The organism is Micromonospora sp. NPDC050397 (genome assembly GCF_044901685.1).
In the GTDB taxonomy this organism is placed as follows: domain Bacteria; phylum Actinomycetota; class Actinomycetes; order Mycobacteriales; family Micromonosporaceae; genus Micromonospora_G.
This window is the reverse complement of the sequence record NZ_JBJDPS010000021.1, coordinates 13308-37405: the sequence shown is the minus strand read 5'-3', so window position 1 is coordinate 37405 and position 24098 is coordinate 13308. Positions and strand designations below refer to the sequence as shown.

The 24098-nt window shown below is 69.3% G+C and carries 24 protein-coding genes and 1 tRNA gene; 17 read left to right on the top strand and 8 right to left on the bottom strand.

Features of this window, described 5'->3' with window-relative positions:
* The first annotated feature begins 45 nt into the window (after positions 1-45).
* The 6 genes from ACI2K4_RS33595 (at position 46) to ACI2K4_RS33570 (ending at position 9441) form a co-directional block, all read left to right on the top strand.
* On the top strand, positions 46-1254 hold the full coding sequence (locus tag ACI2K4_RS33595; RefSeq protein WP_404517214.1) for a Gfo/Idh/MocA family protein: 1209 nt from the start codon (positions 46-48) through the stop codon (positions 1252-1254).
* A gap of 239 nt (positions 1255-1493) precedes the next feature.
* A complete protein-coding gene (locus tag ACI2K4_RS33590; protein WP_404517213.1) occupies positions 1494-2843 on the top strand; it encodes a polysaccharide lyase family 1 protein in 1350 nt (449 codons plus the stop codon).
* 100 nt (positions 2844-2943) lie between these two features.
* Positions 2944-4566, top strand: a complete 1623-nt coding sequence (locus ACI2K4_RS33585; protein WP_404517212.1) for a family 16 glycoside hydrolase — start codon at positions 2944-2946, stop codon at positions 4564-4566.
* Between the two features lie 245 nt (positions 4567-4811).
* The gene (locus ACI2K4_RS33580; protein ID WP_404517211.1) at positions 4812-7367 is read left to right on the top strand and encodes a polysaccharide lyase family 1 protein; all 2556 of its coding nucleotides are present in this window, start codon (positions 4812-4814) and stop codon (positions 7365-7367) included.
* 76 nt (positions 7368-7443) lie between these two features.
* On the top strand, positions 7444-9009 hold the full coding sequence (locus ACI2K4_RS33575) for a polysaccharide lyase family 1 protein (protein ID WP_404517210.1): 1566 nt from the start codon (positions 7444-7446) through the stop codon (positions 9007-9009).
* Between the two features lie 237 nt (positions 9010-9246).
* A complete protein-coding gene (locus tag ACI2K4_RS33570; protein WP_404517209.1) occupies positions 9247-9441 on the top strand; it encodes a DUF397 domain-containing protein in 195 nt (64 codons plus the stop codon).
* A gap of 57 nt (positions 9442-9498) precedes the next feature.
* Here ACI2K4_RS33570 and ACI2K4_RS33565 read toward each other — a convergent pair whose 3' ends face one another.
* Entirely contained in the window at positions 9499-10134 is a 636-nt protein-coding gene (locus ACI2K4_RS33565; RefSeq protein ID WP_404517208.1) for a LysE family translocator, read from the bottom strand.
* Between the two features lie 84 nt (positions 10135-10218).
* Between ACI2K4_RS33565 and ACI2K4_RS33560 the strand changes: the two genes are divergently transcribed.
* Entirely contained in the window at positions 10219-10668 is a 450-nt protein-coding gene (locus ACI2K4_RS33560; protein WP_404517207.1) for a GNAT family N-acetyltransferase, read from the top strand.
* A gap of 175 nt (positions 10669-10843) precedes the next feature.
* The gene (locus ACI2K4_RS33555) at positions 10844-13090 is read left to right on the top strand and encodes an ATP-dependent RecD-like DNA helicase (protein WP_404517262.1); all 2247 of its coding nucleotides are present in this window, start codon (positions 10844-10846) and stop codon (positions 13088-13090) included.
* Positions 13091-13166: 76 nt separating this feature from the next.
* Here ACI2K4_RS33555 and ACI2K4_RS33550 read toward each other — a convergent pair whose 3' ends face one another.
* On the bottom strand, positions 13167-14258 hold the full coding sequence (locus tag ACI2K4_RS33550; protein WP_404517206.1) for an ABC transporter ATP-binding protein: 1092 nt from the start codon (positions 14256-14258) through the stop codon (positions 13167-13169).
* Positions 14259-14581: 323 nt separating this feature from the next.
* Between ACI2K4_RS33550 and ACI2K4_RS33545 the strand changes: the two genes are divergently transcribed.
* The 3 genes from ACI2K4_RS33545 (at position 14582) to ACI2K4_RS33535 (ending at position 15463) form a co-directional block, all read left to right on the top strand.
* Positions 14582-14658, top strand: a tRNA-Thr gene (locus ACI2K4_RS33545).
* A gap of 107 nt (positions 14659-14765) precedes the next feature.
* Entirely contained in the window at positions 14766-15134 is a 369-nt protein-coding gene (locus tag ACI2K4_RS33540; RefSeq protein ID WP_404517204.1) for a type II toxin-antitoxin system RelE/ParE family toxin, read from the top strand.
* A complete protein-coding gene (locus ACI2K4_RS33535) occupies positions 15131-15463 on the top strand; it encodes a helix-turn-helix domain-containing protein (protein WP_404517203.1) in 333 nt (110 codons plus the stop codon). The genes ACI2K4_RS33540 and ACI2K4_RS33535 overlap by 4 nt, the downstream gene beginning before the upstream one ends.
* 18 nt (positions 15464-15481) lie before the next feature.
* Here ACI2K4_RS33535 and ACI2K4_RS33530 read toward each other — a convergent pair whose 3' ends face one another.
* Complete coding sequence (locus ACI2K4_RS33530; protein ID WP_404517201.1) at positions 15482-15691, bottom strand: hypothetical protein; 210 nt, start codon at positions 15689-15691, stop codon at positions 15482-15484.
* A gap of 130 nt (positions 15692-15821) precedes the next feature.
* On the opposite strand from ACI2K4_RS33530, the gene ACI2K4_RS33525 reads away from it, so the two are divergent.
* Together ACI2K4_RS33525 and ACI2K4_RS33520 are read left to right on the top strand one after the other, a co-directional pair.
* Positions 15822-16235 carry an ASCH domain-containing protein gene (locus ACI2K4_RS33525; RefSeq protein ID WP_404517199.1) on the top strand — a complete coding sequence of 138 codons (414 nt, stop codon included), beginning with the start codon at positions 15822-15824 and terminating at the stop codon, positions 16233-16235.
* Position 16236: 1 nt separating this feature from the next.
* A complete protein-coding gene (locus tag ACI2K4_RS33520) occupies positions 16237-16818 on the top strand; it encodes a hypothetical protein (RefSeq protein ID WP_404517197.1) in 582 nt (193 codons plus the stop codon).
* A 9-nt stretch (positions 16819-16827) separates the two neighbouring features.
* Here the strand turns inward: ACI2K4_RS33520 and ACI2K4_RS33515 are convergent, their stop codons facing one another.
* A complete protein-coding gene (locus tag ACI2K4_RS33515; RefSeq protein WP_404517195.1) occupies positions 16828-17493 on the bottom strand; it encodes an RNA ligase family protein in 666 nt (221 codons plus the stop codon).
* A 116-nt stretch (positions 17494-17609) separates the two neighbouring features.
* Here ACI2K4_RS33515 and ACI2K4_RS33510 point away from each other — a divergent pair, with 116 nt between their 5' ends.
* The 3 genes from ACI2K4_RS33510 to ACI2K4_RS33500 all read left to right on the top strand — a co-directional run bounded on the left by ACI2K4_RS33510 (position 17610) and on the right by ACI2K4_RS33500 (position 20161).
* On the top strand, positions 17610-17846 hold the full coding sequence (locus tag ACI2K4_RS33510) for a hypothetical protein (protein ID WP_404517193.1): 237 nt from the start codon (positions 17610-17612) through the stop codon (positions 17844-17846).
* Positions 17847-17963: 117 nt separating this feature from the next.
* Positions 17964-19262 (top strand): VWA domain-containing protein, encoded by a 1299-nt coding sequence (locus ACI2K4_RS33505; protein ID WP_404517191.1) that lies wholly within the window; start codon positions 17964-17966, stop codon positions 19260-19262.
* A complete protein-coding gene (locus ACI2K4_RS33500; RefSeq protein WP_404517189.1) occupies positions 19262-20161 on the top strand; it encodes a peptidase in 900 nt (299 codons plus the stop codon). The genes ACI2K4_RS33505 and ACI2K4_RS33500 overlap by 1 nt, the downstream gene beginning before the upstream one ends.
* Before the next feature lie 60 nt (positions 20162-20221).
* Here the strand turns inward: ACI2K4_RS33500 and ACI2K4_RS33495 are convergent, their stop codons facing one another.
* A complete protein-coding gene (locus ACI2K4_RS33495) occupies positions 20222-20455 on the bottom strand; it encodes a helix-turn-helix domain-containing protein (protein WP_404517187.1) in 234 nt (77 codons plus the stop codon).
* Positions 20456-20580: 125 nt separating this feature from the next.
* Between ACI2K4_RS33495 and ACI2K4_RS33490 the strand changes: the two genes are divergently transcribed.
* On the top strand, positions 20581-21462 hold the full coding sequence (locus ACI2K4_RS33490; protein WP_404517185.1) for an oxygenase MpaB family protein: 882 nt from the start codon (positions 20581-20583) through the stop codon (positions 21460-21462).
* A gap of 162 nt (positions 21463-21624) precedes the next feature.
* Here ACI2K4_RS33490 and ACI2K4_RS33485 read toward each other — a convergent pair whose 3' ends face one another.
* From ACI2K4_RS33485 to ACI2K4_RS33475, 3 genes are all read right to left on the bottom strand, one after another.
* Positions 21625-22068 carry an HNH endonuclease gene (locus tag ACI2K4_RS33485; RefSeq protein WP_404517184.1) on the bottom strand — a complete coding sequence of 148 codons (444 nt, stop codon included), beginning with the start codon at positions 22066-22068 and terminating at the stop codon, positions 21625-21627.
* A 183-nt stretch (positions 22069-22251) separates the two neighbouring features.
* A complete protein-coding gene (locus ACI2K4_RS33480; RefSeq protein ID WP_404517182.1) occupies positions 22252-22383 on the bottom strand; it encodes a hypothetical protein in 132 nt (43 codons plus the stop codon).
* A 122-nt stretch (positions 22384-22505) separates the two neighbouring features.
* The gene (locus ACI2K4_RS33475) at positions 22506-24062 is read right to left on the bottom strand and encodes an FAD-dependent oxidoreductase (protein WP_404517181.1); all 1557 of its coding nucleotides are present in this window, start codon (positions 24060-24062) and stop codon (positions 22506-22508) included.
* Positions 24063-24098 lie beyond the last annotated feature (36 nt).

Below are 24098 nucleotides of genomic sequence, written 5' to 3'. Positions count from 1 at the left end.
CCGGGCGGCCAGGGCGTTGGTCCGGTTGCGCCGGACCCGCCCCGGGTGGCGCTGATCGGTGCCAGCGGTCACGGCCGTTGGCACCGCCAGACCATCGCCCGGCTGGGCGGGAGCGGTCGGCTGGAACTGGTCGCCCTGGTGGACGTACGTCCGGTGGAACCGTTGCCCGAGGCGGACGGCGAGCCGGTGACGGCGGTCTTCACCGATCACCGGGAGATGCTCCGTGCGGTCCGGCCGGATGTCGTGGTGGTCTGCACGCCACCGCACACGCACCTGCCGATCGGGCTGGACGTGCTGGCGGCCGGGGCCGACCTGTTGCTGGAGAAGCCTCCGGTGCTCTCGCTGACCGAGCACCGGAGGCTGGAGCAGGCGCGGGCGGCAGCCGGTCGGATCGTCCAGGTGGGCTTCCAGGCACTCGGCTCGGCGGCCCTGACCGCCCTGCTCAGCGCCATCGCCGCCGGCAGGCTGGGCACGGTCACCGGGATCGCCACGGTCGCCTCCTGGCAGCGCACCGACGCCTACTACGCCCGCTCGCCGTGGGCCGGGCGGCGTTTCCTGGACGGGCGTCCGGTGCTCGACGGCGCCCTGGTCAACCCGTTGGCGCACGCGCTGATGCAGTGCCTGGCGGTAGCCGCCGCCGTTCCACTTCGCCAGGGAGTGCGGGCAGCCGAGCCGATCGCGATCGAGTTGGAGCGGTACCGGACCCGGCCGATCGAGGTGGACGACACCGCTTCGCTGCGGGTCACCCTCGGTTCCGGGTTGCCGGTGGTGGCGGCGGTCTCCCTGGCCGGGGAGGAGTTCATCCCCGGCGAGGTGATCGTGCGCGGTACGGCGGGCCGGGCGGTGCTGGAGTACCCGACCGACCGGTTGCTGCTGCCGGGCGAACGGCTGGACGTCGCCCACGGGGCCGAGCAACCGGAGCCGCGCGAGATTCCGGGTCGGACGGGCCTGTTGGAGAACCTGCTCGACCACCGGGCCGACCCGACCGGGGTGCCGCTGCTGGTGCCGCTGGCGCGTACGGCGGGCTTCACCGCGTTGGTGGAGGCGATCCACGCGGCACCCGAGCCGGCCCTGTTGGACGGCGACACGGTGGTCGCGATCGGTGAGCCGCCGGAGCGGGTCCGGTCGATCGTGGGGGTGAACCGGCTGCTGCGGCAGGCCGCCGAGACCGGCGCCCTGTTGTCCGAACTGGGCGTGCCGTGGGCGGTCGAGCCGTACCGGGTGGCGCTGGGCGAGGAGAAGCGTGATGGGTGAGCGGCGTACGGAAAACAGGCTGCAAACCGACGGGGCGGCCGTGCGGTAAGAATCGGACCGAATACCCCCTTCTCGGCCAACGGGTGGCCGGGGCAATTAATATTGCCTCCATTCTCTGCAACATAACTGCACACGCAGCACATTGACTATTGTGACTGCGAATACTTACCGTCTGTTTGTGAACAGGTTTCGTACGCGTTACGGAACCGGTAACCCACACGCAGACGCGGAGAGTGCAGATGCGACTGATCAGGTTGACCGCCGTACTGGTGGGGATCTCGCTCGCGGTTGGGCCGGGGACGGCCGTCACCGCAGGTGGTTCCGATGACCGACTGTCCTGGGGAGCCCGTCTGCTGGGTCGGCAGGTTCTGCCGGCGAATGACGGCTGGGCCGCCGCCGGGCCGGGTACGACCGGCGGCTCGGCCGCCACCGACAATCAGGTGCACGTCGTCGACAGCCGAACCGAACTGGTGGCCGCGCTCGGCGGTGACAATTCCACGAACCGCACCAACGCCACCCCGAAAATCATCTTCGTACGCGGTTCCGTCGACGGTTTCGAAGCCGTCGACGGAACACTGCTCGACTGCGCCGACCTGGCCGATCCGGAATACAGCCTGCCCGCCTATCTCGCCGCGTACGACCCGGCGGTCTGGGGGCGGGTGGCGCCGAGCGGACCGCTGGAGGCGGCCCGGGTGCGGTCGGTGGCGAACCAGACCCGGCAGACGCAGATCAATGTCGGGCCGAACACCACCATCGTCGGGCTGCGCGGCGCGAAGCTGACCGGGCTGACCCTGATGCTCGACGGCGCCAGCAACTCGATCGTCCGCAACCTCACCTTTGTCGACGCCCGGGACTGCTTTCCGGCGTGGGCACCGACCGACGGCGAGGCCGGCAACTGGAACTCGCAGTTCGACCAGCTCTCGGTACGCCGCAGCGAGAACGTCTGGGTCGACCACAGCACCTTCACCGACGGCGACAACCCGGACTCGGGCCAGCCGATCTACTTCGGACGGCCCTACCAGGTGCACGACGGGTCGGTCGACATCACCCACACCGCCAGCCGGGTCACCGTCTCCTACAACCGGTTCGACGGCCGGGACAAGGTGATGCTGATCGGCTCGTCGAACACGGTCGGCCCGGACGTCGGCCGGCTGAACGTCACCCTGCACCACAACCTCTTCGCCGGTGACCTGCAACGGCTGCCCCGGATCCGGTTCGGCCAGGTGGACCTCTACAACAACCACTACCAGCTCGCCGGCCCGGACTTCCAGTACGCGCTCGGCGTCGGCGTGCAGTCGGCGCTCTACGCGGAGAACAACTTCTTCGCGCTGGCCGGTGGGATCGCCGCCGAGGACCTGCTCTACGACTGGGGCGGGACCGCCGTCACCGAGCGCGGGAGCTGGGTCCGTACCGACGGTGGCTGGCCCCGACCGACCAGCCTGCTCGACGCGTACAACAGCCGCCACGACCCGGACCTGGGCGCGGACGCCGGCTGGACCCCCACCCTGCGGTCCGCTCCGCCCCTGCCCACCGCGCTGGTCCCGCTCGCCGTCCAGCTCCTCGCCGGCGCCAACCGCATCCCCCTCTGACCCATGCAAGGAAGGGCCCCTTGTTATCGCATTCGGTTGTACTAGGGGCCCTTCCTTACACCTGACCGCATCCCACCACCACCACAGGAGGAGGCCCAGTGTGAAATCGATCCGGACCCGGGGAGGACCGAGGTGGCGGCTGCTCGCCGCCGCCGGTCTCGCCGGCACCCTCAGCGCCGTCGCGGTGACCTACGGGATGCCGTATGCGTTCGCCGACACACTGCTGTCGGACAGTTTCGAGGACGGTAACTCCAACGGCTGGTCGAAGTCCGGCGGGAGCTGGTCGGTGGTGACCGACGGTTCCCTGGTCTACCGGCAGTCCGGCCAGAGCAGCGACGCCCGCACCCTGGTCGGCCAGCCGAGCTGGGGCGACTACTTCGTCCAGGCGCGGGTCAAGCCGACCGGCTACAACGGCGCGAACCGGCACGTCGGCGTGGTCGCCCGCGCGCAGAGCAGCAGCAGTTACTACGCCCTGGTGGTGACCAGCGGCGGCGCGGTGCAGTTGGTCAAGCGGGCCGGTGGCGACCCGGTCGCGCTCGGCACCGGCTCGGCCGCGGTGCCGGTCGGGACCTGGGCCACCCTGCGGCTGGACGCGGTCGGCAGCTCACTGCGCGGGTACGTCAACGGCAACCTGGTGGTCCAGGCCACCGACAGCGGTTTCAGCTCCGGCCGGGCCGGGCTGGCCACCTCGTACGCCAGCGCCTCCTTTGACGACGTCGAGGTGGCGACGGTGACCGGTGCCCCGCCGACCACCGGCCCGACCACCGGTCCGACGCTCCCGCCGACCGAACCGCCGCTGGACCCGGGGGCGCCGCCGATCGGGTTCGCCTCGGTCAACTCGCTCGGCCAGAACGGCACCACCGGCGGGGCCGGCGGCCCGACCGTCACCGTCGACACCCCGGCCGAACTGCTCGCCGCCATCTCCCAGTCGGGACCGCTGAACATCCGGGTCAGCGGCATGATCGCGCTGCCCGGACCGATGCACGACGTGACCTCGGACAAGACGATCGTCGGTGTCGGCGCCAGCTCGGGGATCACCGGCGGCGGGCTCAACATCGGCCTGCCGGTCAGCGACGCGACCAGCCCACCGGCGGACGCGGTGCACAACGTCATCGTCCGCAACCTGAACTTCCGCAACACCGTGGACGACGCGATCAACGTACAGATGTTCACCCACCACGTCTGGATCGACCACAACGACCTGTCGCTCGGTTACGACGGCCTGATCGACATCAAGCGGGGGGCCAGTTACGTCACGGTCTCCTGGAACCACACCCACCACCACACCAAGAACATGCTGCTCGGGCACGACGACAGCAACGCGGCGCAGGACACCGGCTACCTGAAGGTGACGTACCACAACAACTGGTTCGACCGTACGCCGCAGCGCAATCCCCGGGTCCGGTTCGGCGAGCCGGTGCACGTGTTCAACAACTACTTCGTCTACAACACCGATGTCGGCGTCGCCTGCCAGCTCAACTCGGGCTGCGTGGTCGAGGGGAACTACTTCGAGGACGTCGAGGTGCCCTGGTCGATCAGCTACTCCGGGTCCCGGGGTCGGCTGGTCGCGCGGAACAACGTACTCGCGGGAACCAGCGAGACGGGTGACTCCGGCGGCACCGTGCAGGAGCCGAGCAGCTACTACAGCTACACGGTCACCGACCCGAACAACATCAAGTCGGTCGTGACGGCCGGTTCCGGCACCGGCAAGATCGGTCTCTAGCTCCAGCTCCGCGTGCCACCAGCTCCGCGTGCCACCAGCTCCGCGCAGCACCAGCTCCGCGCGCCAGCGCGACGTCGGGAAGGGGTACGGGCGAGTCAGCCCGGTTCTCCCGCACCCCTCCCGGCGGCACGTCGATCCGAACGGGTACGGACGGTCCTCCTGATCCGGAGCACCCCCGGCTCTCAAAGATCGATATCTGTCAATCTATCGGCCTGACCTGGGCGGATAGCCACCGAGGAGGTTCCGTGGAAACCACCGAAACCCGGCGGAAGCATCGCCGTGGCTTCCTGATCGCGATCGGCGCGGCGGCAGCCGCGGTCGCTCTCGCGCTCGGCATGGGCGCCACCGCCTACGCCGCGACGCTCTTCTCCGACGACTTCGAGGACGGCAACGCCACCGGCTGGACCCCGTCCGGCGGTAGCTGGACGGTCGCCACCGACGGCAGTCGGGTCTACCGGCAGGGCGGCACCAGCAGCGACGCCCGCTCCATCGCCGGTACGGCAAGCTGGTCCAACTACTCGGTCCAGGCAACCGTGAAGCCGACCGCGTTCAACGGGTCGAACCGCTTCGTCGCGTTGCTGGCCCGGGTGCAGAGCAGCACCAGCTACTACTACCTGGCGCTGCGCAGCAACAACACGGTCGAGCTGAAGCGGCTCACCGGCGGCTCCTCCACCACCCTGGACACGGCCAGCGTCACGGTGAGCGTCGGCACCACGTACACGCTCCGGCTCGACGTCAGCGGCAGCAATCTCCGGGGGTACGTCAACGGCACCCTGCTCACCGAGGGCACCGACAGCCAGTACGCCACCGGCCGGATCGGCGTCGCCACCTTCAACGCCTCGGCGAACTTCGACAACGTGCTGGTCTCCTCCGGTGGCGTCGACCCCACCCCGACCCCGACCAACCCGACGCCCACCCCGACCACTCCCACGCCGACCCCGCCGACCAACCCCGGCCCGAACGTGGCCGACGGTTGGGCCTCGGTGGACGCGTGGGGCCAGAACGGCACCACCGGCGGCGCGGGCGGACCCACCGTCACCGTCACCAGCGCGTCCCAGTTCATCGCCGAGGCGGCCTCGTCCGGTCCGAAGATCATCCAGGTCAGCGGCCTGATCGCGCTGCCCGGACCGATGCACGAGGTCAGCTCCGACAAGACCATCGTCGGGCTCGGCGCGAACTCCGGCTTCACCGGCGGTGGCCTCAACATCGGGCTGCCGATCGACAACGCGATCACGTCACCGCCGGCCAACGCCGTACACAACGTGATCCTGCGGAACCTGAACTTCCGCGACTGGGCCGACGACGCGGTCAACGTACAGATGTTCTCGCACCACATCTGGATCGACCACAACACGTGGACCACCGGGGCCGACGGTGGCGTCGACGTCAAGCGCGGCTCGTCGTACGTGACCATCTCGTACAACCACGCGGACGGCACCGACAAGAACATGCTGCTCGGTCACGACGACGGCAACGCCGCCCAGGACGTGGGTCGGCTCAAGGTCAGCTACCACCACAACTTCTTCGACAACACCAACCAGCGCAACCCCCGGGTCCGCTTCGGCGACCAGGTGCACGTCTACAGCAACTACTACCTGAACACCGGCAACTACGGCGTCGCCGCCACCGAGGACTCCGGCGTCATCGTCGAGGGCAACTACTTCGAGGGCGTCGACGACCCCTACCACCTGGGTGAGGCGTCGTCCGGGGACGGCCGGCTGGTCGCCCGGAACAACTGCTTCGTCAACTCGGGCGAGGGCCAGACCGGCGGCAGTGTCAGCAACCCGCCGTACCCGTACACGATCGGGGTTGCCTGCGACACCAGGGCGACCGTGCTCGCGCAGGCCGGGGTCGGCAAGGTCGGCCTCCCCGGCGGGCCGACCAACCCGCCCACCACGCCGCCGGCCACCACCCCACCGGCCACCACGCCGCCGCCGACCACCCCGCCGCAGACCGGACTGGTCGGCTGGGCCACCCAGAACGGCGGCACCACCGGCGGCGCCGGTGGCCAGACGGTCACCGTGACCGACGGGCAGGCCCTGGCCGACGCCATGGAGTCGTCGTCCCCGCTGACCATCCGGGTCCAGGGCTCGCTGAGCATGCCGGACACCATGAACGACGTCCGGTCGAACAAGACCGTGCTCGGCGTCGGCACCAACGCCACCCTGGACAACGGGCTCAACGTCAGCTCGGCGACGAACGTCATCATCCGCAACCTCACCTTCCGGGGCTGGGACGACGACGCGATCAACGTGCAGGGCTCGCGGAACGTCTGGATCGACCACAACACCTTCGACGGCGGGTACGACGGCGCGGTCGACGTGAAGCGGGAGTCGGACTTCGTCACCGTCTCCTGGAACCGAGTCACCAACCACACCAAGAGCATGCTGCTCGGCCACGACGACGGGCACACCGCCGACATCGGCCACCTGCGGGTGACGTACCACCACAACTGGTTCGACGGCAGCAAGGAACGGCACCCGAGGGTCCGCTTCGGCGACCCGGTGCACGTGTTCAACAACTACTACTTCGGCGCGGACTACGGCGTCGCCTCGACCATGGGCGCCGGAGTGCTGGTCGAGGGCAACTACTTCGAGAACGTCACCCGGCCGACCGCGGTCGGGTACGCCGAGTCGGACCCGGGCGACCTGGTCCAGCGCAACAACGTCTTCGTCAACTCCGGTACGCCGGAGAGCGCCGGTGACGTCGCCGCCGTCCCGTACGCGTACAGCACGGACGCGGCGGCGAACGTCAAGTCGATCGTCACGGCCGGCGCCGGGGCGGGACGGATCACCCCCTGACCCACCAAACCCAACCCCATAACGGTGGGGCGACGGCCGCCATCCGTCGCCCCACCCCAGCCCCCGGAGGAAAGCAGTGCAAGCGACAAGAAGAACCATCCACCGCCGTGGCCTGCTGCTGGCGCTCGGCGCCAGCGCGGTCGCGGTGGCGCTGACCGTCGGCATGACCACGGCAGCCCAGGCCGCGACCCTGTTCGCGGACAACTTCAACGACGGCAACGCCGACGGCTGGTCCAAGTCCGGCGGCGACTGGTCGGTGGTGACCGACGGTACGGGCGCGTACCAGCAGGGCAACTCGGGCAGCGAACTCGCCCGCGCCTTTGCCGGTGACACCGGCTGGACCAGCTACCGGGTGCAGGCCCGGGTGAAGCCGGCCTCGTTCAACGGCTCGAACCGGCTGGTCGGAATCGCCTCCCGGTCGAACAGCGCGACCAGGATGTACCGGCTCGCCCTGATCAACAACGGCCGGGCCGAGTTGCAGGCGGTGAACGGCAGCTCGATCACGGTGATCGGCTCGGCGGCGCTCTCCGTCTCCACCGGCACCTGGTACACCCTGCGGCTGGAGGCGACCGGCAGCACGATCCGAGGGTTCGTCAACGGCACCCAGATCGGCTCGGGCAGCAACAACGCCCAGACCGCCGGCCGGATCGCGCTCGTCACCACGTACGCCAGCGCGGTCTTCGACGACGTGAGCGTGGACAGCGACGGCACCACCCCGCCGACCTCCGGACCGACCACCCGGCCGCCGACCACGCCGCCGGGCACCGGCGGGCCGACCCTGCCCCCGCAGACCGGGTTGGTCGGCTGGGCGACCCAGAACGGCGGCACCTCCGGCGGCGGCAACGCCTCACCGGTCACCGTCTCCGACTCCGGCGCCCTGACCAGCGCCCTCGGCTCCACCAGCGCGGCCGTCATCCGGGTCTCCGGCACCATCTCCTGCTCCGGCATGCTCCGGGTCCGGTCCAACAAGACCATCCTCGGCACCGGCTCCAACGCCACCATCAACGGCTGCGGATTCAACATCAACGGCGACCGCAACGTCATCATCCGCAACCTCAACTTCCGCGGCTGGGACGACGACGCCATCAACGTCCAAGAATCAGCCACCAACATCTGGATCGACCACAACAGCTTCACCGACGGCTACGACGGCGCCGTCGACGTCAAACGCGGCTCCGACTTCGTCACCATCTCCTGGAACCGCGTCTACGGCCACGACAAATCCATGCTCCTCGGCCACAGCGACGACAACGCCAGCCAAGACACCGGCCACCTGCGCGTCAGCTACCACCACAACTGGTTCGACGGCTCCGGCCAACGCCACCCCCGCGTCCGCTTCGGCAACCCCGTCCACGTCTACAACAACTACTACAACAACATCAGCGGCTACGGCGTCGCCTCCACCGAAGGCGCCGGAGTCCTCGTCGAAGGCAACTACTTCGAAAACACCGACGACCCCTACCACCTCGGCGAAGGCGACTCAGGACCCGGAACCCTCGTCGCCCGCAACAACCACTTCGTCAACTCCGGCACCGGACAAACCGGCGGCAGCGTCGCCAGCATCCCCTACAACTACCAACTCGACACCGCCAGCAACGTCAAATCCATCGTGACCGCCGGCGCCGGCACCGGCCGAATCTAAGAGTAAGGAAGGGCCCCTAGTTATCGGATTCAGTTGTACTAGGGGCCCTTCCTAACACTTGTGGGAGGGATCGTGCGACCGCAGCGCTCAGTACGGCGGCAGCGAGTCCTGCGGGGCGCAAGGGTCGCCGTAGCAGCCAGCCCCACCAGCGCCCTGCCAACCCCCACCCCCATCCCCACCCCCGCCCCCTTCCCCGAGATCAATCGGTCGCCCTGATTAAGGAAATTGAGAGCCAGCATGGACCTCAGTAGGGCTCGCTGGAGGAAATCCACCAGAAGTAACACGGCAGGCGGGGGCTGCGTTGAGGTGGCTGGCAATCTGCCTGGCGTGGTGGCTGTCCGTGACAGTAAGGACCCGTTCGGGCCGGTGTTGACCTTTGCGCCCGAGGCGTGGCGGGGCTTCGTCGGTCAGGCGAAGCAGGGATCTGAGTAATCAACGAGGGGGCTGTGTTGGTGCCGTTGCTGCCGGCACAGCCCACTTGTGGCGGTGTCAGTGGTTGCTGGTGGCGAGTCGAATGCCGAAGCCGGTGATCACCGTGCCGGTGACGCGGTCCAACGCCTGGCGAGCTGTCGGACGTTGGAGCACCTTGCGTAGTCGGTGTGCCAGCACGAGGAGCACGGCCGACCAAGCGGTGCCCAGGGCGATGTGTACGCAGGTCAGGAGCGCACCGGAGGCGAAGGTCGGAGCACCGGCGGGAATGAACTGAGGCAGGAGCGCGACGTAGAACGCGCCCATCTTCGGGTTCAGCAGATTGGTCAACGCCCCGCGACGCCACCCGGGAAAGAAGCTGTCGTCGGCAATGACAGGCTCGTCGGTCGGCGGGATCGCCGGGCGGTGGCGGGCGGCCCACAACATGCTGAGGCCCATCCATATCAAATAGCAGGCACCGGCCCATCGCAGCGTCTCATAGGCCAGGTGCGAGGCCGTCAGCAGCGCGGTGACACCGGCCGAGGTGAGCAAGCCCCACGCCAGGGTTCCACTCTGGATTCCGATGACGACGCCCCAAGCCCGGCGGGGTGCCCCGACGGCCGCGGTGCGCAGGATCAGGGCGGTGTCCATCCCGGGAGTGATGGTGAGCAGTCCCACGACGAGGACAAAGGACCACAGGCCGCTGACCGTTGTCACGGGGACCAAGTTATCGCACGAATGGTCCAGGCCCAGCGTTCATGGGGTGGATCAACGGAGGGCGCGGATGTCAGGCTGTGCCGTATGACGTGGGAACTTCGACCGGTCGTACGGCGGGACGTGTCGCGACTCGTGGTGCTGCTCGGGCAGTTGGGTTATCCGACCGACGAGGCGGCCGTGCACGAGCGGCTCGACCACTGGCTTGACGACCCGGCGAGTTGGCTGGTCGGAGCCGACGACAACGGGGAACTGGTCGGCGTCGCGGCGCTGCACGTACTGCCGATGTTGGAGGTCAGCGGGAAGTTCGGACGGCTGCTCGCCCTGGTCGTGGACGACCGCTACCGCAGCCGGGGCGTCGGGCAGGCGTTGGTGACCGCCGTCGAGACGCGCGCCCGTGAGGCCGGCTGCATCCGGCTGGAGGTCACCAGCAGTCGGCACCGCGACCGGGCGCACGCCTTCTACCAGCGCCTCGGCTACGAGGACGCGTCCCCGTCCAAGGCTCGCTTCCTCAAGGACCTCGTCACCATCGCCTGAAGAACCATGGTCGCGTGACCTCACGCAGCGTGACGCGCGGCAGACTCATCAGGTCAACTTTTTCCTACACGTTTTTCCGTGTACCTACACGAAAGAACGTGTAGGAAAAAACCGCGACACAGGTACCCGCCGAGGACGACGGCGACTGATGGATGATGCAGCGGTGAGCACGACTGTGACCGGGGCCGGCGTACCGCCCGCCGCGACGGGTGGGAGCCGGCCGCCCGGGGCGGCGGTGCTGGAGGCGGTGCTCGAACGGATCACCTACGCCAACGAGGAGACCGGTTACACGATCGCCCGGGTGGCCACCGAGCGCTCCGGAAACGACCTGCTCACCGTGGTCGGCGCGCTGCTCGGTGCGCAGCCGGGGGAGAGCCTGCGGCTGGTCGGGCGCTGGGGCTCGCACCCGAAGTACGGCCGCCAGTTCGAGGTGCACTCGTACACGACGGTGCTGCCGGCGACCATCCAGGGGATCGAGCGCTACCTCGGCTCCGGGCTGATCAAGGGGATCGGCCCGAAAATGGCCGGTCGGATCGTCGAGCTGTTCGGGGTCGAGACGCTGCGGATCATCGAGGAGGAGCCGACCCGACTGGTCGAGGTGCACGGACTCGGCAAGAAACGTACCGCGATGATCGCCGCAGCCTGGGAGGAGCAGAAGGCGATCAAGGAAGTGATGATCTTCCTCCAGGGCGTCGGCGTCTCCACCTCGCTCGCCGTACGGATCTACAAGAAGTACGGCGACAAGTCCGTCGAGGTCGTGCGCGACGAACCGTACCGGCTCGCGGCCGACGTCTGGGGAATCGGCTTCAAGACCGCCGACACCATCGCCCAGGCGGTCGGCATCCCGCACGACAGCCCGCAGCGGGTCCAGGCCGGCATCCAGTACACCCTCTCCGAGGCGACCGACAGCGGGCACTGCTACCTGCCCGAGCCGAACCTGGTCGCGGACGCCACCGAGATCCTCCAGGTCCCCGCCGAACTGGTCCGGACCTGCCTGGACACGCTCGCCGCCGACGAGGGCGTGGTACGCGAACAGGTGCCGAACCCGAGCACCGAGGGCGCCACCATCCCGGCCGTCTACCTGGTGCCCTTCCACCGGGCCGAGACCGCGCTCGCCAACAGCCTGCTCCGGCTGCTGAACCACCGCAGCGACCGGATGCCCGCCTTCGGTGGCGTCGACTGGGTGAAGGCGCTCGCCTGGTTGCGTACGCGAACCGGCGCCGACCTGGCCGAGGAGCAGGAACGGGCGGTCCGGCTGGCCCTCACCGCGAAGGTCGCCGTGCTGACCGGCGGACCCGGCTGCGGCAAGTCCTTCACGGTCAAGTCGATCATCGCGTTGGCGGCGGCGAAGAAGGCGAAGATCGTGCTGGCCGCGCCGACCGGGCGAGCCGCGAAACGGATGACCGAACTGACCGGGCACCCGGCGGCGACCGTACACCGGCTGTTGCAACTGCGGCCCGGCGGCGAGCCGACGCACGACCGGGACAACCCGATCGACGCCGACCTGGTAGTGGTCGACGAGGCGTCGATGCTCGACCTGATCCTCGCCAACAAGCTGGTCAAGGCCATCGCGCCCGGCGCACACCTGCTCCTCGTCGGCGACGTCGACCAGTTGCCGTCGGTCGGCGCGGGCGAGGTGCTGCGCGACATCCTCGGCGCCGAGGCCATCCCCCGGGTACGCCTGACAAAGATCTTCCGACAGGCTCAGGAGTCCGGCGTGGTGGTCAACGCGCACCGGATCAACGCCGGTCAGCCGCCCGCCATCGGCGAGTATCCCGACTTCTTCCTCTTCCCGGTCGACGAACCGGAGGAGACCGCCAAACTGGTGGTGGACATCGTCGCCCGCCGCGTCCCGCGCAAGTTCAGGCTGCACCCGCGCGACATCCAGGTGCTCACCCCGATGCACCGGGGACCGGCCGGCGCCGGCAACCTCAACACGATCCTCCAGGAAGCGCTCGCCCCGCACCGCGAGTCGATGCCCGAGCGGCGGCACGGGGCCAGGGTGTTCCGGGTCGGCGACAAGGTCATCCAGATCAGGAACAACTACGACAAGGGCAAGGCCGGGGTCTTCAACGGCACCGTCGGCGTGGTGACCGCACTCAGCGGCGAGGACCGCCAGCTCACCGTCCGCACCGACGAGGACGAGGACCTGACGTACGACTTCGACGAGCTGGACGAACTGCAACACGCGTACGCGATCACGGTGCACCGGTCGCAGGGGAGCGAGTATCCGGCGGTGGTGATCCCGGTGACGATGAGTTCGTACACCATGTTGCAGCGCAACCTGCTCTACACGGCGGTCACCCGGGCACGGAAGCTCGTCGTGCTGGCCGGTTCGCGCAAGGCGATCGCCATCGCCGTCCGTACCGCCGGGACCGGGCGCCGACACACCGCCCTGACCCACCGGCTGACCTCGGCCTGATGACGGCCGCCTGACGACGGGTACGCGCAGGGGCGGCCCGCTTCGCGGACCGCCCCTGCGCGCTGGTCTGGCTAGCTCAGATCCGTACGCCGCTGGCGGCGTGGAAGGTGTGGTTCTTACCGGTACGCGGCTTCACGTAGACGGTGTCGCCCATGTTCGGCATCGTCCGCCGGTCGGTACGGACCACGAACCGCTCCGAGGTGCCGTCGATGGTGGCGGTGCCGTAGATGTTGGCGTCCGAGCCCAGGTCCTCGACCAGCTCGACGACGACCGGCAGGCCACCCTCGGTCGGGCTGACCAGGTCGCAGTCCTCCGGCCGGAAGCCCACCGTGACCTTGCCGTTGCCGCCGTCGGCCTTGGCCGCGTCGACCTGCTCACGGGTGAGCGGAACGATCAGCTCGGCGAAGTTGGCGCCGTTCTCGGTCAGCGGCACGGTCTTGATGTTCATCGCCGGGGAGCCCATGAAACCGGCCACGAAGACGTTCGCCGGGGTGTCGTAGAGCGCCCGGGGGGTGTCGACCTGCTGGAGCACACCGTCGAGCATGACCGCCACCCGGTGACCCATGGTCATCGCCTCGACCTGGTCGTGGGTGACGTAGACGGTGGTGATGCCGAGCTTGGCCTGGAGCGACGCGATCTGGGTACGCGTCTGCACCCGCAGCTTCGCGTCGAGGTTCGACAGCGGCTCGTCCATCAGGAAGACCTGCGGCTCGCGGACGATCGCCCGGCCCATCGCGACCCGCTGGCGCTGACCGCCGGAGAGCGCCTTCGGCTTGCGGCTGAGGTAGTCGTCGAGCTGGAGCAGCGCCGCCGCCTCCTTGACCCGCCGGTCGATCTCCGACTTCGAGGTCTTACGGAGCTTCAGCGCGAACGCCATGTTCTCGTAGACCGTCATGTGCGGGTAGAGCGCGTAGTTCTGGAACACCATCGCGATGTCCCGGGCCTTCGGGGGCAGGTGGGTGACGTCCCGGTCGTCGATGAAGATCGAGCCGTCGTCCACGTCCTCCAGGCCGGCGAGCATCCGCAGGCTGGTGGACTTTCCGCAGCCGGAGGGGCCGACCAGGACGAGGAACTCGCCGTCGCCGATCTCCAGGTCGAGGTGGTCGACCGCGGGGCGTTCGGTACCCGCGTAGATGCGGGTGGCCTTGGAATAGGTGACCGTAGCCATGGTGAAGCGCTTCCTTTCACCGGCAGGAACGTGCCGGACGATCCGAGTGAAGGAGCTCCGGAGCGGGGGGCCGCTCCGGTTCGGGAGACACGCCGACGGCCACTGGGGTGGTAGGCGTGTCGCCCGTGTCACGCCACGGTAATCCGCTCGGCCCACCCTGCCAAGGTCGGAGCCGTACGGAGAGATGCGATCGGCTCACATTTCGGTCATTGGGGCACGGTCAGTCATCAATGGGCGTGCCGAAGTTGGTGAAGTTCACGATGCGGGACCGTGGCGCCGCTGGGATCGTGACCACACTGGCTATGCTGACCCCGGAACACGCTGCCCCTGTAGCTCAGCTGGCCAGAGCACCCGCCTTGTAAGCGGGATGTCGCCGGTTCGATCCCGGCCGGGGGCTCCAACGCCGCCAGCAGGGATTCCCTGGCTGGCCCGTACCTGCCTTGCGACCGGTCTGGTAACGAACGAGATTGGCATGCCCGGGATATAAGTTGGGCTTATGCTCATGGAGTGTGGGAGGTCAAGCTGCATCCCGAGGTCGAGGCATGGTTCCTTGACCTATGCCGCACCGACGCGGCGACCGCTGATCTGGTCGCGGAAGCGATCGACCTGCTCGCCGAGCGGGGTCCGGCGCTAGGGCGCCCGCTGGTGGATCGGCTCAAGGGAAGCGGCTTCCACCACATGAAGGAACTCCGGCCCGGCTCGGCGGGGTCTAGCGAGGTTCGTATGATCTTCGCCTTTGACCCTGCTCGCGAAGCGATTTTTCTAGTCGCTGGTGACAAATCCGGACAGTGGCATTCGTGGTACGTGACTGCGGTGCCTCTGGCCGACGAGCGGTTCGAGAAGCACCTGACAACGTTGGAGGGGGAGCGTCGGTGAGTGGGGAGTCGACCTGGCGTGAGGTGAAGGACAGGGCTCGGAATATCGACCCGCAGTGGGACGAGGCTGAGCGGGTGGAGCGCCGTGGCCGGATGCGCGAGGCGATGCTCGCCTCCGTCAGTGGTGCCCAACTGGCGGAGATTCGGAAGCAACTCGGTCTGACCCAAACGCAGCTCGCCGAGGCGGCAGGGCTGTCCCAGGCCCGGATCAGCCAGATCGAGAGTGGCGAGTCCACGAGCCTTGAGACGCTGCGGGCGTACGTCGTCGGCCTTGGCGGACACCTGGATATTGTGGCGCGTATCGGAAACATCAACCTGAACGTCGCGTGACGCCCGCTCGGTCTGCGCTCAGGACTTGCCCCAGACCTCGTCCTCGTCGCTGAGGCGGCTCAACGCGGCGCGGAAGTGTAGGTGGAGCGCCGAGGCGACCGGCACGGTGATCTCCGTACCGTCGTCATCGACGTGGAGCACGACCTCCTCGCCGCTGTCCTGGTACGCCTCGACCCCGGTGTCGCCCACCCGGGTCCAGACTCCGTGCGGGATCGTCTGCGTGATCACCGGTTCCCTCTCCGAACAGCCACCTCGCCGCCCGGGGGAGACGCGTACGGACGCGTGGGCACCTTCAATCTAGTTCGATCGGCCAGCTACGACGGGTCAGGTACGGCGGATCGGTCGGTAGCCTTTGGGGATGCATGACCTGCCGAAGGCCGAGTTCGCCTTTCCCGGGCCACTGCGCGACCAACTCGTCGCGGCCATCCTCAACGGTACGAAGACCTCGACCACCGGACTGGAAATCGACTATCAGCGGGAGCAGGAACCGTTGCCCAGCATCGGGCGGCGGTCGGTGGTGGTCGACTCGGCGGACCAGCCGGTCGCGATCATCGAGACCACCGACGTACGCGTCGTCCGCCTCGGCGACGTCGACCTGGCCCACGCCGTCGACGAGGGCGAGGGGTTCGAGTCCGTCGCCGAGTGGCGGATCGGGCACGAGGACTTCTGGCACGGGACCGAGTACCGCGAGTTCCTGGGCGACCCGTCGTTCACCGTGGACGACAACACCCGGGCGGTGGCCCAGCGGTTCACGGTCGTGGAGCTGTTCTGACGTGGCCTACCACTACCTCACCTCGCCCACTTTGGCCCGGGTGCCGGGGCTGTTCGACTTCGTCTCCGCCCGGACCGGTCAACCGAGTCCGGGCACCAGTCACCGGCTCATCTCCTACTTCGTGGAGAACGAGGGTGACGACGGCTTTCTCCGGCACACCAACGTGGTCGCGCAGGCCCAGGAGGGTCTGCCCACCCGGTTGGTCCGCGAGGCCGACTACCTGACGGCGAGCGTACGGATTCCGATCTTCTCGGCCGCGTTTGTCGCGGCGGTCGGGTCGGAGCTGGACCGGGACCTGGAGTTTCACCGCTGCATCGTGCGCTGCCAGGACGAGGAGTACGACGACTACTCGGTGGCCCGGGTGAAGACCGTGCTGCCGTTGATCGACGAGGACCGGTCCCGGCACCGGCCGTCGGCCGGCGGCGGAACGCCGATCCTGACCGAGCCCTTCTTCCGGGAGGAGTACGCCCACCAGTTCCTGATCGCCCGGGACGCCCGCTACCGGACCATGGTGTGCAGCCCGCGCCTGATGGATCTGGTGCAGGCGCACCGGCTGAAGGTCAGGTTCACCGCCACCGACTGACCCGTGCGTTCAGCGGGTGGGGTCGGCGCTCGCGAAGCCGTTGACCGCGAAGTCGTCGCGGTGCCGCCAGGACGCCTCGGTGCGGACGTGCTCCGGGCGTACCCATTTTGCGACCCGGCGGCCGAACTCGGCCTCCGGGATCGGGGCGGCCGTGCGGACGACGAAGCCCTCCGAGTCGTCGGCGTCGCGCTGCCGCGACCAGGCCGCGCGGGCCGTCGCCAGGTCGGTGCCGCGATGGAGTACGGGCACCAACGGCAACTCCAGCAGCATCGCCCACTCGACCGTCTCGTCCCAGCTCCGCAGCGTGTGGGTGGTGTCCCAGACGGCGAAGACCAGGAAAACACCGGCCAGACCGCTGTACGCCACACTGCGTCGGGCCCACATCGACTCGCCGCAGATCCGCCAGCCGTACGGGATCTCGTGCGCCACCCTGGCCCAGAGCGCCTTCGCCGGCCGGTCCCAGGCGTGGGTGCCGGAGTCGACCGAGCGGGCGTACATCAGGTCGCGGGTGAAGGTGACGTTGCCGCCGTCCATTTTCTCGGTCACCACCAACTCGCCGGTCAGCCCGTCGAGATCGGCGACGATCCGGTCGTCAGTCGTCGCCCCCGGCGAGTCGGGCAGGTGGTGGGTACGCGGGTACTTGCGGGCCGGCGCTGGTCCCGGCTCATCCCACATCGGCCGATCGTGGCACACGCCGGGGCGGCCGGCATCTCGATTACGAGAGGCATTCATGACTATTTACCCCGAACGGGGGATAGTGCCCTTTCATCCTCGACTACCACACTGACCTGGTGGAACGCTCCCTCACGGCAGCCATGTTGACGATCGGGGTGGTGCTCGGGCTGACGGTCGGCGTCGCGTACGCCGTCGCCCGGCGGTCCTGGGTCGACTACCGCAAGGCCAAGGCGGGCATCCCCGGCGCGCGCAAGGCGGCCTGGGCCCTGATCCGGGTCGCGGTGAGCAAGGGCGGCATCGTGCTGCTGCTCTGCATCGCGGCGGTGAGCTGGGCCGCCACCAGCGACAACTGACCCCCCGCCGGCCCGGTACGGCACCGCGTCCGGAGCTCGGGACGGCGGACGCTACCGGCTGTCGGATTCGTTCGATACCACGGAGATCGCCCGTTCGGTCCTCACTAGGATCTCGGCGTGATCATCATGAGACGGTCCATAGCGGTCCTCTTAGGATTGCTGGCCGCCCTTACGCCACTTGGTATTCCACCGGCCTCGGCCGGCGAACCCACCGCCGAGCCGCCCAAAGTGGAGCTCGTGCTCGACGTGAGTGGGTCGATGCGGGCCAACGACATCGACGGCCGCACCCGGATCGCCGTCGCCCAGGAGGCGTTCCACGAGGTGGTGGACGCCCTGCCGGACGGGACCGAGTTGGGCATCCGGGTCCTCGGCGCCACCTATCCTGGCGACGACAAGAAGATCGGCTGCCAGGACACCCAACAGATCGTGCCGGTCGGCCCGGTCAACCGCGAACTCGCCAAGGCCGCGATCGCCGGGCTCCGCCCCACCGGGTTCACCCCGGTCGGGCTCGCGCTGCGCGGCGCCGCCAAGGACCTCGGCACCGGCGGCACCACCCGCCGGATCGTGCTCATCACCGACGGCGAGGACACCTGCGCGCCGCCCGACCCGTGCGAGGTCGCCCGCGAACTCGCCGCCCAGGGGACCCACCTGGTCGTCGACACGCTCGGCCTGGCCCCCGACGAGAAGGTACGCAAGCAGCTCGTCTGCATCGCCGCCGCGACCGGTGGCACGTACACCTCGGCGAACAGCGTCGAGCAGCTCAGCGGCCGGATCAAGCAACTGGTCGACCGGGCGGGCGACACCTACACCGCGACCCCGGCGCTGGTCACCGGCACCGACGCGTGCGGCGACGCGCCGATCCTCAGCCCCGGTGTCTACACCGACCGGGAGAAGTTCCAGGAGCACCGCTACTACCGGGTGCCGGTCCGGGCCGACCAGGAACTGCGGGCCTCGGTGAGCGTGGCACTGGACCGACCGCTCAACCGCGACTACGGCGTACTGCTGCGGGCCACCGCCGCTGACGGCCGGGAACTCGTACGCGGCACCGACGCTGGTAGCGGTCGTACCGACGTACTCTCGACCGGTCTGCGCTGGTCGGCGTCGGAGCCGGACGAGGAGCCGGAGGAGGACGCCAGCGAGGCGCCTTCCGAGGGCGGGGCGGCCACGGTCCCCGAGACGCCCACCGTCTGCCTGGTGGTCAGCAACTCCTTCTCCGCCCAGAACGCCTCCGCCCAGGTGCCCGGCATGCCGGTCGAGCTGACCATCGACGTGGTCGACTTCTCGCCCGCGCCGAACAGCCCGGGTCTCGGCCGGGGCTGGGTGCTGCTGCTCCTGCTGACCGTCGCCGGCCTGCTCACCGGCCTGATCGCCGGCTGGCTCACCCGCTGGTGGGTTGCCACCTGGAGGGAGAACTGATGCCCCGGACCGACAAGACGACGGCGACGGCGGCCCGGCGCGGCTCGAAAGCGTTCGGTGCGAGCGCGCGCGGTGTGGCGGCGGTCGCCGTGGCTGCCGGCATCCTGCTGCCGGCCGGTGCGGCACTGGCCGCGCCGGCCTCGCCACTGCCGACGCCCTCACCCGGCGCGGTCACGGTCACCAAGGCCGGCACCTCGTTCCTCACCGCGACCGGGATCAACGCCGGTCAGCCGGTCAACGTCGCCGGGTCGACCGGTGACTACCTCTACTGGTCGTTCCCCGCCGAGGCCGGCGAGACCAACGACATCGCGGTCAACGTGACGCTGCCACCGGCGGCGGACCGGCACGGCGCGTCGACCTGGGCGGTCGACGTCTTCGACGGGCTCCGTCGGCGGCAGGCGTGCACGGCCGGCGCGCAGGCACCGACGGTCGCGGCGACCGAGACCACGGTCGCGCTCAACTGCACCCTGCGCCAGGTACGTGCCTGGGCCGAGCCGTGGTCCGGGGACCCGTTGCCGGGCACCTACTTCGTCCGGCTCTCCACCACCAGCCTGCCCGAGCAGGACCTCGGTCTGCCGATCCAGGTGGAACTGCTGGTCGGAGCGGTGGAAGACGACAACATCACGCCCGAGGACGGTGACCTGAAGACGCCGCTCGTGCCGGCGGTCAAGCCCGGAGCGGTCCTGCCGGCCGCCGGTGCTGCCACGCCGGCCCCGAGCGGCAGCCCCGATCCGGCCGCCCAGGCGGCGAACGAGGAGGACGGGTTCTTCTTCGGTTGGTTCGACGGCTGGTTCGACGGCTTCTCGTCCCGGTGGATCTGGACCAGCGTCGGTGGCGTACTGGCCGCGGTCGCCGGGGTGGTCGGCTTCGCCCTCACCCGTCGCCCCCGCCGCCCCTGAGGTGTAAGGAAGGGCCCCTTATTAACGCATAGCGTTAATAAGGGGCCCTTCCTTACCCTGCTAGGGCTCGCGGCGGAAGAGGCCGCCGCCGTACTTGCGGTGGGCGGCCTGCTTCGAGACGCCGAGGGATTCCGCCACCTGCGCCCAGGAGGCGCCGGACACCCGGGCACGGCGTACGAGCACCGCCTCCATCCGCTCCACCCCACGGCGTAACTCGGCCGCGGCCCGCAGGCTCTCCAGTGGCTCCGGCCCGGCGGAGAGTCTGAGCAGCTCCTGGAGGGGTTCGTCGGACACGCCGTCAATATACGCTGACGGACCGTGTCCCCTGCCCGAAGTGCGGATCATCCGCCGGGCAGGGTAGAAAGGGGCCGGGGTAGAAATTGGCACGGCGGCGATCGGGCGGCGATTACGGGGTGGCAATGGCGGTGCGGAACACGGCAGCCGCTGGGCGTACCCCGGATTATCTGCGGGGTCTCGATCCGGTCGCGGACCATCATGCGATCTACCGTCACCTGGTGCTGCGGGAGTTCTGGCCCGAGGTCCGGGTCGGCCTGAACCTCGCCTTCTACCGCACGTACGCGGTGCCGACCATCGCCCGGCTGCTGATCGCCACCGGTGAGCTGACCGGTCGCCCGCTCAAGCGCGCGTACGACACCGGCGCCATCATGTACGAGCTGATCGCCAACGGCGTCGACCATCCGCGCGGGCGGAAGGTGCTGACCCTGCTGAACCGGATGCACCGGGTCCACGACATCAGCGACGCCGAGTACCGCTACGTACTCGGCACGCTGGTCTTCGTGCCGAGCAGGTGGATCGACCGGTTCGGGGCGCGTCAACTGTGCGAACAGGAGCGCGAGGCGACCTTTCACTTCTACCGCCGGGTCGGCGACGAGATGGGCATCAAGGACATCCCGACGAGCTGGGCGGCGTTCGAGGCCGAGTTCAACGAGTTCGAACGGGTCAACTTCGCCTTCGACCCGGCCGCCGGCACGCTGATCGGGGCCACCAAGGATCTGATGGCGTTGCGGCTGCCCAGGGCCGTACGACAGGCCGGGTGGGCTCGCTGGCTGATGGCCTCGGCCACCGACACCATGCTCGACCCACCGGTACGCGCCGCCCTCGGCGTCCCCGAACCGCCACGCCTGCTCGAACTGGCGGTGCACGGCCTGTTACGGGCGAAGGGGCGGCTGCGCCGGTTCGGCAAAGTTCCCGACGTCGACTTCTGGACCCCCGGCCAGCCCAACGCGGCCTATCCCGACGGCTACACGCTCGACCAACTCGGGCCGGGCCAGCCGAACTGACCACGGTCCGCGGCACCGAGCCCCGGCCCGCCAAAACGCACTCCGCCCGGCTCGCCGGAACGTGCCCCTGTGCCCGGCCCGCCAAAACGCACTCCTCCCGGCCCGGCGACCGGACCGGGAGGAGTTGAGGGGCCGGCGGGACCCCGAATCCCCGCCGACCGGTCAGAGGCGAACCAGTGCCGCCCAGCTCGGGACGGCAGGGTCGTACCGCAGCGGCATGCCCGCCTCGGCCGGCGTACGGTCACCCTTGCGCTGGTTGCAGGCGTAGCAGGCGGCCACGGTGTTCTTCCAGGTGTTCCGCCCTCCCCGGGAGCGGGGCAGGACGTGGTCGATGGTCGTCGCCCGGCCGTCGCAGTAGGCGCACCGGTGCCCGTCGCGCAGGTGCACCCCCGACCGGGACCAGGCTGGGCCGGAGCTGAACCGCCAGCGGGTCACCACGTACCGGACCAGCCGGACAACCCGGGGCATCGGGAAGACCCCGATCCGCCGGTCCGGCTCGGCCTCGTGGATCTCGGCGACCCGGCGCAGGAGCATCCGGATCGCGTGCTGGACACTGACCTTGTGCAGCGGGCCGAGGTCGGCGTTGATGACGAGCACCGCGTCCACCGGGTCCTCCTTTCCAGACGATGAACAATCGGGGTACGGCCTGGTGTGGCCGGATCGTTGTCCTGCTTCGCGTCGGTCGCCGATCGATTGGCGACTACTCCTGGTGGTTGGGCGACTGATACAAAAAACCGCCCGTACCCTGGTCTTCCGGGTGGGCGGCTGCGGTCCGAGGTCACGATCGACTCAGCCGGAGAACCTGCCCGGGTTGCGTTCCTTGCTCTCCGTGCGCCAACAGGTCAGCCGGTGGGCGGCGGCGGACAGGGCGGTGCCGAGCGGCCACCACCGCCGCACCGAACCATTGCCGTACGCCTTCATTGACCGACCCCTCGATCGGGTGGAAAACCTGACGCGCTAAACGGTAATTGCGTCCACCCGCCACCGCCAACGGATTTGATCAGCCGCTCGGGCGGATCAGCCGGAACCCGCTGGTACGCGGTTCACGCTCGGGCGAGCAGGCCCCGGGGACGTACGGACCAGATCGGTTCGGTGGCCGTGCCGTGCCGGCGCAGGATCTGGTTCGCGGCCAGGATTCCGGTGACGGCGGACCGTTCCATCAACGCACTCGGTGAATCGGCCCGTGTCCCGTCGCCGGCCCGGATGCCGTCGCCGGCCAGGAAGAGCCCGTCGGCGTCGGTGACCACCGTCGGGCGGGACGAGTGGCCCCCCGGCCGGAACGAGGGCGCCTGCCGTTCCACCCGGGACCGGAGTTCGACCACCGGCAGCCGGCCCACCTCCGGCCAGAGTCCAACCAGTTCGGCCCGCATCCGCTCGGCCAACTCGTCGGCGGCCAGGTCGGGTGGGCAGGCGTACGCGTGCAGTTCGACCACCGACCCGCCGGTCTCGCCGGCCCAGCGTCGGGCCCCAGCCTCCAGCCGGTGGTAGAGCGTCACCGAGTCGAGCGTCGGTTGACGGGACACCCCGCTGAACACCGCCCGGTCCGGGGCAACGTCGCCGGCCAGCCAGTAACGCGCCACCGCGTACGGTGGGCCGGGTTCGATCGCGGCGGCCTGGCTCGCCAACCGGGGCGCCCGCGCGGCCACCTCCGGCGCGGTGGCGAGCAGCGTACGCAGGGCCGGTGGGTCAACCGCCAGCACCAGGAACCGGGCCCGGTACTGCGCACCGTCCGCTCCGGACACCCGCCAACCGCCGCGCTCGTCGTCCGGTGCGATCCGGGTCACCGGCTCGCCGACCCGGACCAGCCCACCACGCTGCCGCAGGTACGCCGCGAGCGGGCGCCAGATGGCCGAGTCGTAGTCCCGGTCCGGCGCGTCGAAGCCCAGCCCTTCCGGATTGCCCAGCAGGTAGAAGTGGAAGTTTGCCACCAGTTCGGCCGCCGACATGTTGTGCTCGTGGTTGAAGAACGAGTGCGCGAAGACCTCGAAGAGCATCGCCCGCGCCCGGTCCGGCAGGCGCAGTGAGTCGAGCAACTCCTTCGCGGTGGTCCGGTCCAACTCGGCGTGAGTGCGCACCGGGTGGTACGCCAACAGTGGCAGCGCCGCGTTCCCGTCCATCGTGCGCAGGTCACGCAGGCGCAGACTCGGACTGCGGGCGATCAGCGCGAGCAGGCTCAGCGGTGGCGTGGTGGGCAGCCGGGCGAACTCCTCGCTCGGCCAGTCTGCCGAGAGGACCGGATATCCCGCCACCGGCCGGAGCAGGTCCAGAGCGGGATCGATCCGCCGCAGGATCGACCGCCAGTTGTAGTACTGCCGGAAGAAGGCGTGGAAGCCGTGGTCGACAAACTGCTCGGTGCCGTCGGCGAGGGTTTCCGACCAGGACGCGAGCCGGCCGCCGAGGGTCGGCCGGGCCTCCAGCACGGTCACCCGTACGCCCCGTTCGGCGAGCACGACCGCAGCCGATATCCCGGCGACACCACCACCGACCACCAGCGCGTCCACCCCGTCCGGAACCCGGGACGTACCACCCTCGTCGCCGCCAGCGCCCACCCGCACCGCCCGTACGCCGAGCAGCCGCCCCACCCCCCGCACCAGCCCCATAAACCCCAATCCTCCCGCCCCGGGGGTAAGGAAGGG